The organism is Moorena sp. (assembly GCF_982860115.1).
The window spans coordinates 1-8037 of sequence record NZ_CEYLVT010000294.1 but is presented as its reverse complement, the minus strand read 5'-3'; the positions used below and the strand labels follow the sequence as shown (position 1 = coordinate 8037).

Annotated in this window: 10 protein-coding genes; 5 read left to right on the top strand and 5 right to left on the bottom strand. The window is 43.9% G+C overall.

Going from position 1 to position 8037, the window contains the following annotated elements:
• Together AC4II3_RS29545 and AC4II3_RS29540 are read left to right on the top strand one after the other, a co-directional pair.
• On the top strand, nt 1–212 hold a 212-nt coding region (locus AC4II3_RS29545), incomplete at its 5' end, for a hypothetical protein (RefSeq protein ID WP_490722985.1).
• 10 nt (nt 213–222) lie between these two features.
• Nucleotides 223–1707, top strand: a complete 1485-nt coding sequence (locus AC4II3_RS29540) for a M23 family metallopeptidase (protein ID WP_488011443.1) — start codon at nt 223–225, stop codon at nt 1705–1707.
• 158 nt (nt 1708–1865) lie between these two features.
• On the opposite strand, the gene AC4II3_RS29535 is transcribed toward AC4II3_RS29540, so the two are convergent.
• Nucleotides 1866–2831: a GDP-mannose 4,6-dehydratase gene (locus tag AC4II3_RS29535; RefSeq protein WP_488011441.1), complete on the bottom strand. Its 966-nt coding sequence runs from the start codon at nt 2829–2831 to the stop codon at nt 1866–1868.
• An 879-nt stretch (nt 2832–3710) separates the two neighbouring features.
• Here AC4II3_RS29535 and AC4II3_RS29530 point away from each other — a divergent pair.
• Nucleotides 3711–5357 (top strand): SLBB domain-containing protein, encoded by a 1647-nt coding sequence (locus AC4II3_RS29530; RefSeq protein WP_488011439.1) that lies wholly within the window; start codon nt 3711–3713, stop codon nt 5355–5357.
• 106 nt (nt 5358–5463) lie between these two features.
• On the top strand, nt 5464–5664 hold the full coding sequence (locus AC4II3_RS29525; protein ID WP_488011437.1) for a type II toxin-antitoxin system HicB family antitoxin: 201 nt from the start codon (nt 5464–5466) through the stop codon (nt 5662–5664).
• Nucleotides 5665–5716: 52 nt separating this feature from the next.
• Here the strand turns inward: AC4II3_RS29525 and AC4II3_RS29520 are convergent, their stop codons facing one another.
• Both AC4II3_RS29520 and AC4II3_RS29515 read right to left on the bottom strand, forming a co-directional pair.
• On the bottom strand, nt 5717–6109 hold the full coding sequence (locus AC4II3_RS29520; RefSeq protein ID WP_293064513.1) for an SCO5389 family protein: 393 nt from the start codon (nt 6107–6109) through the stop codon (nt 5717–5719).
• 450 nt (nt 6110–6559) lie between these two features.
• Nucleotides 6560–6802 (bottom strand): hypothetical protein, encoded by a 243-nt coding sequence (locus AC4II3_RS29515; RefSeq protein WP_488011435.1) that lies wholly within the window; start codon nt 6800–6802, stop codon nt 6560–6562.
• A gap of 156 nt (nt 6803–6958) precedes the next feature.
• On the opposite strand from AC4II3_RS29515, the gene AC4II3_RS29510 reads away from it, so the two are divergent.
• Nucleotides 6959–7090: a hypothetical protein gene (locus tag AC4II3_RS29510; protein ID WP_488011433.1), complete on the top strand. Its 132-nt coding sequence runs from the start codon at nt 6959–6961 to the stop codon at nt 7088–7090.
• Between the two features lie 244 nt (nt 7091–7334).
• On the opposite strand, the gene AC4II3_RS29505 is transcribed toward AC4II3_RS29510, so the two are convergent.
• Together AC4II3_RS29505 and AC4II3_RS29500 are read right to left on the bottom strand one after the other, a co-directional pair.
• Nucleotides 7335–7526 (bottom strand): hypothetical protein, encoded by a 192-nt coding sequence (locus tag AC4II3_RS29505; RefSeq protein WP_488011431.1) that lies wholly within the window; start codon nt 7524–7526, stop codon nt 7335–7337.
• A 43-nt stretch (nt 7527–7569) separates the two neighbouring features.
• Nucleotides 7570–8037: 3'-5' exonuclease (locus AC4II3_RS29500; protein WP_488011429.1), on the bottom strand; the 468-nt coding region annotated here is incomplete at its 5' end.

Sequence of the window (8037 nt, the reverse complement as noted above, 5' to 3'; positions counted from 1 at the left end):
TAGGTGCGCGCCTCCAAGGGCGCGAGCAATCCCTCGCGCCCTTGGGTCGCACCTGTGGAATGGGCATCTTGGTGGAACAGGCATCTTGCCTGTTACAGTTTCCGGGCGGGCAGGATGCCCACTCTACTCCTATTCATTCCAAGACTGACGCAACGCTGGAATTATGGCTGATGGCTGAGGCGAGCGAGTATAACTGTGTAGTAATTATTTAGTGAGTCGTAAATGACCAAAGAAAACTCCCCTGGTAGCACCCTGTATAGCATTTTCTACCGATGTCCAAAACTCATCCATGGACTGAGTGTGATGAGTAGTATTGGTGTCCTCAGCAGCGGTATGGTTGTGGCAAAAACTCAGTCACCCATAGAAGCTGTATCAGTAAACACGACTACCAAATCTATAACGGAAGCAGGATTTGATCCAACTCTTATTGCTGCTTTGCCTAAACCTACACCCCCAACCTCCTTTCCGGTGCCAGCTGTGCCAGTGGCAAAACCAGCCCCAGCCAAAGCTACTTCAAAGCCAGTAGCAGCAACCAAGGTCACTAAACCCATTGCCCCACCAGCACCAAAAGTTGCCCGGAAATCAGTAGCTCCTTCGGTGCCCATCCAGGTCAGGAAACCAATTGCTCCACCAGCTAGGAAATCTGTTCCCACAAAAGCGATCGCAGTCAAACCAGTACAGCGTAGAACCCAATTCTCTGTACCAGCTAAAGCCACTGTAGCCAAGCCACCAAAAGTCAAGCTCAATCCAGTAGCATTACAGGCTAACGTTCCAAAAGCGGCTGCTAAAAATAGCTATATTGACCGCACAAACTACAATGTTGGTGCCACTAAACGGTACACTCCCCCCTCGGCAGTTGTTTTAACTGAACGGTCAAGGGGTTGTCGCACCGTAGCCAGAAATGGCCAACTCAGGGGGAATTGTGGTGTTGCCCCGAGGCGTCAACCAATTGCTATCTCTGGAAGTAGAAGGAACGGTAGAGTAACTCAATTACCCAGACCACGAGTAATTGGTACTCAAACTGCTAGATATAATCCCGTTCGACCAGTCAGATTTAATTCAGTTCAACCGGCCAGATTTAATCGAGTCAAACCTGTCAAGAGTCGTCCAGCTAAATGGGTCCCTCGTGGGATTAGCGTTGCTCGGCGGAATCGGTCTGTTCGTAAACTTCCTACAGCCTTAGCCTATTACAATCTCACCCAACGACCCTCAGGATTGGCCAATTTCAGGCAATCCAGCTTTGTGTTCCCCGTAACCATTCCTTCTGCCATTAGCTCCCTATTCGGCTGGCGGATTCATCCGATTTCCGGTAATCGCCGTTTCCACGCTGGTACAGATATAGCAGCACCCCTAGGTACTCCAGTTGTTGCTGCCGCTGATGGTGAAGTAGTCACAGCTGACTTCTTAGGTGGCTACGGTTTGACCGTTATGGTGCGCCATGAGGAAGGTACCCAAGAAAGCCGCTACGCTCACCTATCAGAAATCTTCGTCCAACCTGGGGAATGGGTACAAAAAGGAACTGTAATTGGGCGCGTTGGCAGCACCGGTAATTCTACTGGTCCCCACCTACACTTTGAATGGCGGCATGCCACTCCCCAAGGCTGGGTAGCAGTAGATGCTGGCTCCCATTTGAAGTATTCTTTAGGTCAACTAGTCCAATCCCTACAGGTAGCCCAAAATACCTCCTTTTCCCTACGAGGATTTTAGGCTGCTGATGGGGTGATGGGGTGATGGGGTGATGGGGTGATGGGGTGATGGGGACAGAGTTATATCAGCAGCACCAGTTATATCACCGTCTCAGTCCCCAGTCCCTTTTTCCCCTTTACCCTTTACCCATTACCCTTTGCATCCAACGATGCAAGCCTTTACTTAGACAAACTCTCCAACCGAGCTTCCACCATCATTCGCACCACATCCGGCATTTTGTATTGGGCTTGCCAGCCTAACTTATCCCTTGCCTTAGCTGGGTTAGATTTCCCTAAAGCCAAATCAGTTGGTCGGAATAATTTGCTATCGGTCACCACATGGTCTTGCCAGTCCAAGTCAACTGTAGCAAACGCCGTTGCCACGAAATCTTCTAATTTATAACTCTCCCCTGTTGCAATTACATAATCATCTGGCTGGTCTTGCTGTAGCATTAAATACATTCCTTCAACATATTCAGGAGCCCAACCCCAGTCACGCTTAATTGCCATATTGCCCAAACGAAGCTTTTCTTTACTACCGTTAGCAATCCGACAAGCAGCACTAACAATTTTTTGGGTCACAAATCGTTCTGGTCGTAGGGGAGACTCATGATTAAATAAAATACCAGAGCAGGCAAATAACCCATAGGCTTCACGGTAATTAGCTACTTCCCAAAACGCTGCTGCTTTAGCAACACCATAGGGACTTCTGGGACGAAAGGGAGTCTGTTCATCAGCGGCTTTGTCTCCAGTATCCCCAAAGCACTCACTAGAACCAGCGTTATAGAGTTTAATAGGAGCACCAGTAAAGCGAATTGCCTCTAGTAAATTAATCGTGCCAGTCGCTATGCTTTCTAGGGTTTCTACCGGTTGTCCAAAAGACAACCCCACTGAACTTTGCCCAGCCAAGTTATAGACTTCATAGGGTTGGAATTTTGTCAGCACTTGCAATACACTACGAAAATCCGTGAGTGTCATTGATTCCAACTTAATTTGGTCTCGGATACCCAAATACACCAAGTTCCTAAAGGAGGACATTTGAGCATCCCGTGACGTGCCACACACAGTATAGCCTTTGTCTAAGAGCAATTTCGCTAAATAGGCTCCATCCTGACCAGATACTCCACAAACCAGTGCCTTTTTCATTAACTTTTCTCAGGAAATAAACGATTCATGTCATGATAGGATTAACTATCCATGTTAGATATCATGAATCGATGTGTACAATGAATAAAGAATAATAATGCCAATTTATAGCCTTCAACGACAGTTTTTTAATTCAGTTAAGCATCCTAGATTGTCGTTAAGGTATTGCTAATTATAATTTATTTATGGATAGTATAAATAAGTAGAACGTGACTGAAAAATTAACGTTAATATCTGCAAGCTTTAAACCCGATGCAAGCTCTAAATATAGATAGGATGAAGCTGATTAAATCAATCCTAGGTAAATCGAACCATAACTTAGAGTATAACTTAGAATTATCTTTGATGATAACTCTTATTTAAAAAGTGTTTTGTTGAGAATACGGTTTTCGCCAATTACTATTCCCTTTTACCTGTTTCCGACAACGGCAACGATGTCTATTGTATTATTAAATAACTTTATTTCTATTTTAAATCGTCACAAAAAAAAAATAAGACCCCCTTCTGCCTTGATGAATGGCAAGCTACTAGTCAAGTATAACCGGCTGACTTAGAGTTGACAAAGAGGAACAGATTGGCGTCAGTGCTATTATGTGGGTATTAATAATTAACTATGACTAATTCCTTATAGCAGCAGTTGGTCAGATGGGGAACTTTCCAGCTACGAGTATCCTCTAAGTAGAACAAACCGATAACGGCTTTTTAAGAATGTCCCTCTACAACTAATAACGAATTACCAATTACAAATGACAGGCCAAGATAAGCGTTAATGAACCCTAAACAACCCTAAACACAGTCGTGACGTGGCTTGAGTGACAACATATTCCGGATTTTCTGAACAATTTATTGTGTCTTTATCTAGCAAGAGTCAATATGTTTATGATCAATACAGTTAACCCAGGGAAAACCAGACCCCTTGATATATTAAGCGAAATTGCTAAGAATCACAGTAGTCTACAACCACGATTGACTAGACCAGTTGTGGGTGTCAGCTTACTGGTGCTTTCCGCTATTAGCCTACCTATACCTACCCTAGCTCAAATTCCTTCAATCAAAGTACCAGCTTCACCATCCCCGATCGAGGTACCAGCTCAAACATCCCCGAGGGAGGTACCAGCTCCACCATCCATTGCTGACTTCGTTGAGGTGAATCAGGGTAACACCGTATCAGCCGCCACACCACCTGTGCGGAACTCTTTACCACCAGATAGACCTTATACCCTTGATGCTGGAGATGTTCTGACCATGAATATCTTTGATGTTGATGAATACAGTGGTCAGTATCAAGTACTGGTGAACGGTTCCCTTAACTTACCCTTGATTGGTAGTGTATTTGTAAGAGGCAAAACCCTTGATCAAGCGAGCGAACTCGTTACTAGTGCCTTCTCTGTTTACATCAAACGCCCAGTCGTTTCTTTGGGTCTGGTCAAAGCCCGTCCTTTAAAAATTTCAGTAGCTGGGGAAGTAAGTCGCCCTGGAGCCTACACCATGGGTCTGAATGAAGGACAGCAATTTCCCTCCCTGACTCAAGCAATTAATTTGGCTGGGGGAGCTACCCTAACAGCAGACGTTAAGCAAGTAGAACTCCGGCGTCGTGAAAGCTCTGGAGAGCGCAATACTTATTATATCAATCTCCAGCAATTGATTAATAGAAGTGATATTAGGCAGGATGTGACCTTGCGGGATGGGGATGAAATCTTGCTCCGAACTACTACTGCTATCAACCCAGAGGAAACTCGTCAATTATCCAATGCCAGTTTTGCCGCTAATGCCAGCCGTCCTATTCAAGTGGCTGTGGTGGGGCAAGTGGTTAATCCAGGAGCTTATGTGGTCAAGGGAGAAACTCTGGGTAATAACAACATTAATATCGGTAGTGCTGATATCCGTAGCACCAATGCACCACCAACTGTAACCCAAGCGATCGCGATCGCTGGAGGCATTACCCAAGACGCTAATGTTCGCCAGGTTAAAGTGCGACGTTTGACCCAAGGGGGTACACAACAAGAAATTGCCTTGGATTTTTGGCAATTGTTGCGACAGGGTGACCTCTCTCAGGATATCCTCTTAAAGGAGGGAGATACAATTATTGTTACCAAAGCTGACGAAATTGCTCCAGAGGTAGCATTGGCATTAGCAGATTCCAACCTTTCTGCTGCTGCCATCGCGGTCAATGTGGTTGGTCAAGTTCAACGACCTGGTAATATCGAAGTCAAGCCCAATGCTCCTCTGAATGAAGCCTTGCTTGCGGCTGGGGGATTTGATGATGTTCGTGCTGAAAAGGGTTCTGTGGAATTAGTTCGCCTGAATCGCAATGGCACAGTTGAAAAAAGAGACATTCAAATCGATTTTACGGCTCCAGTTAACGAGGAAACCAATCCCACCTTACAGCCTAATGATGTGATTATTGTTAAACGGGATGGTGCAGCAAAAACTGCGGACAATGTCGAAAGGATTTCCAGACCTGCTAGCGGTATTTTCTCCCTGATTGAATTACCAATTAGATTATTTAACCTTCTATTCGATTAGATTTTTTAATCTTTCTGCGATCAGTATTAAGCATTCAGCTTATTTGCTGATCGCTGATCCTTTAGATCATATTAGTATTTTAATACTGAGTTTAGAGAGAAGTCTGATGAAATGGAGAGTAATTGTTGAGCCTGATCTAGATAACGGAGACTGGGCAGCTTGGTGCCCCGAACTTCCTGGTTGTACTTCCTGTGGTGAAACGAAAGTAGAAGCAATAGAAAATATGCGTGAGGCTATTGAGCTCTACCTTGAACCTGCCCCCCTTGAGCTGCCGGAAGGTTCTGTTACTTGCGAGGTTAGTATCTAATGATGTCTATTTTCACGCCTAGGCTCTAGTAACTAGAGCCTCTGGCTAAGTTTTAACAATCGATCAGTTCTGGTGTCTGGTTCAGAATTTGACTGCGAATAGAAATAAAGTCCTGATAAGCAGGTGATTCTAAAGCTTCTGGACGAAATATAGCGGTTTTGTGGCAGTTTTGAAAGGCTAACTTGATGCCGAAATAACGTTCGACTGCACCACGAATCGCATCCCCACCGATCATCCGCAATAGCTGGGCTCGATCTTGTTCAGTTGGTGGTGGTACCGAATGCTCTACCCATTCCGCTTCACCCTGTGCCAAGCGCTTGGCCAGGTCTTCCACAATTCCAAAGGCATAAGGTAACGATTGCCTAATGCTGTCAATAAAAGCTTCTTGATTAACCTCACCCTCTTGTGCCTGCTTCAACAGCTCTGGAGTAATGTTCAGTGACATAGGCTTTTCTGAATATCCCTAATGAACAAAATAGTTATCAGAGGTTCACACTTAGTTGGCTGAACCTCCCAGGGAACAGTATATGGTGATAATGATTATTTTTATTGTTAATAATAATCATTTTTAGTAAATAAATATTACAATGCAGGCAGTTATAGACGTACTATGCTATGCCAATGGGCTTGGTCAGTGTTGGGAGAATGCGATCGCTTTTAGCGGAAGCTTCGCTTCATCGCACAGCATCCTAGTAGCAAAAAGATGATGCGCCAGTAAACCAACTTGCAATGCAGCCAAACTCTCCGCTACTTGGGGAATATCTCACTGAAACTCGATCAAAAACTCCTATCCTTCCACTCCAGCATGTTTATAGCTGCCGCCAGTTTTCGGTCTGTAAACCAGCTTCACCTTTAATCAAGTCGCTGATCACACAAGTATCGAGAAGGTATCGCATCAGAATAATTCCGGTTCACGAGGTGGCAGAAGTTGATCACGATAGGACTCGAAAGCCGGGAAATCAGGAATTCCTTCATAAGACAAGACGACATCAGACCACTGGGAAATAGAGCTAGGTGCCGTTTGGATTAGCTGGCGTAACCCTTGCAGAACGAGGGTTTGGATTGGGACATTTGATTGAACTGCTTGGCGAATGAGGTCTTGTTCGAGATCTGGAGGTAGGTCGATGGTAATTTGCATAGGTCAGATTCTTAGTATTAAAGTTTTGAATTTTTATTGAAGTTGAGAAGCTTGCGCTCTATAAGGCATTATTGTCCGAACGTTAGTTCTATGAAAAAAGTTCCTAACCTTACATATACGCAAATTAATGCTGCTCTGTAACCAGACGGATCGATAATGCTTCGTCAACGGAGTAGCCAGATTCTAAATGCTTCCCTCAAGGGCATTTTTAATGTAGCTTCGGTGGCAGAAGCCCACCACAGATCAGCTAATCCTACTTATGTTATCTATGATAGTGACACAAACTAGGTAATCTTGCCGCTAGTGGAGTACGACTATCGTGGAGTACGACTATCAAAGTACCTGTGCTGGGATGATTGACAAGGGTTTACCTGCTATTTTAGCTTAGTGTTTGGCTAGGGGGTTAGAGTTTGCCCAGAAAGCTGAAGTTTCTAGCCATGTTTGCTAGAGATACGGTGCAAGGAGAAGATGGTAAACTGATGATAGAGTATGACTTTTGCTAGTTTTCTCTACCTGTCTAGGCTACAGTTCCTTAATACACTTCTTGATCACTATCATTTGGTGCTTGTCCACTGTAGTACTTTTGTCGAATGATTTTAGGCTCTGGTAAATCAAATATGGCAGATGGATTACCTTCAAGAGCAAGATTTTTAGCACTAACGAGCATAGGATCATTTCTATTAACCTGGAACTGTTCAACAGCTTTAGGTTCAAACTGTCCCAAAATCAATAGATAGTTTTTCTGTAATCGTTGTGGTTGTTCAGATCTAAGAGCAATCTTTACTGCGAATGCACTCCTTTGGGATTTGATTAATAAAGTGACTAATTTGTTTTTTGGAAAAACCGCTGGCATCTTGGGAATAAGCTGATATAAATAACCTCTGTTTTGCCCTAGTCATAGCCACATAAAACAACCGCCTTTCTTCTTCAAGATTATTATCGCGAATACTAAAATAACTAGGGAATTCATATTGAACAGCACCGGCTATGAAAATACTGTCAAACTCTAAACCTTTGGATTGATGAACTGTGATAATTGGAACTTGATTATTGTCTTGAGAAACTCGATCTAAGTTTTTAGCAATAGCGGTAAATTCAAGAATGCTACGTAAAGCTGTGTCAGGGTGCAAATTTAGATCGTCCTGTGCTTGGAAAAACCGTAAAAGATTGTGGATATTTTCTGGGGGGGCGACGAAACAGCCTGAAATGCTTGGTATGTAAAGTTTGTAGGATTT

What these genes read in the sequence shown, in the direction of transcription:
- AC4II3_RS29540 (WP_488011443.1), top strand. Translation starts at nt 223, where the DNA reads ATGACCAAAGAAAACTCCCCTGGTAGCACCCTGTATAGCATTTTCTAC.
- AC4II3_RS29535 (WP_488011441.1), bottom strand. Translation starts at nt 2,831, where the DNA reads ATGAAAAAGGCACTGGTTTGTGGAGTATCTGGTCAGGATGGAGCCTAT.
- AC4II3_RS29530 (WP_488011439.1), top strand. Translation starts at nt 3,711, where the DNA reads ATGATCAATACAGTTAACCCAGGGAAAACCAGACCCCTTGATATATTA.
- AC4II3_RS29525 (WP_488011437.1), top strand. Translation starts at nt 5,464, where the DNA reads ATGAAATGGAGAGTAATTGTTGAGCCTGATCTAGATAACGGAGACTGG.
- AC4II3_RS29520 (WP_293064513.1), bottom strand. Translation starts at nt 6,109, where the DNA reads ATGTCACTGAACATTACTCCAGAGCTGTTGAAGCAGGCACAAGAGGGT.
- AC4II3_RS29515 (WP_488011435.1), bottom strand. Translation starts at nt 6,802, where the DNA reads ATGCAAATTACCATCGACCTACCTCCAGATCTCGAACAAGACCTCATT.
- AC4II3_RS29510 (WP_488011433.1), top strand. Translation starts at nt 6,959, where the DNA reads ATGCTTCGTCAACGGAGTAGCCAGATTCTAAATGCTTCCCTCAAGGGC.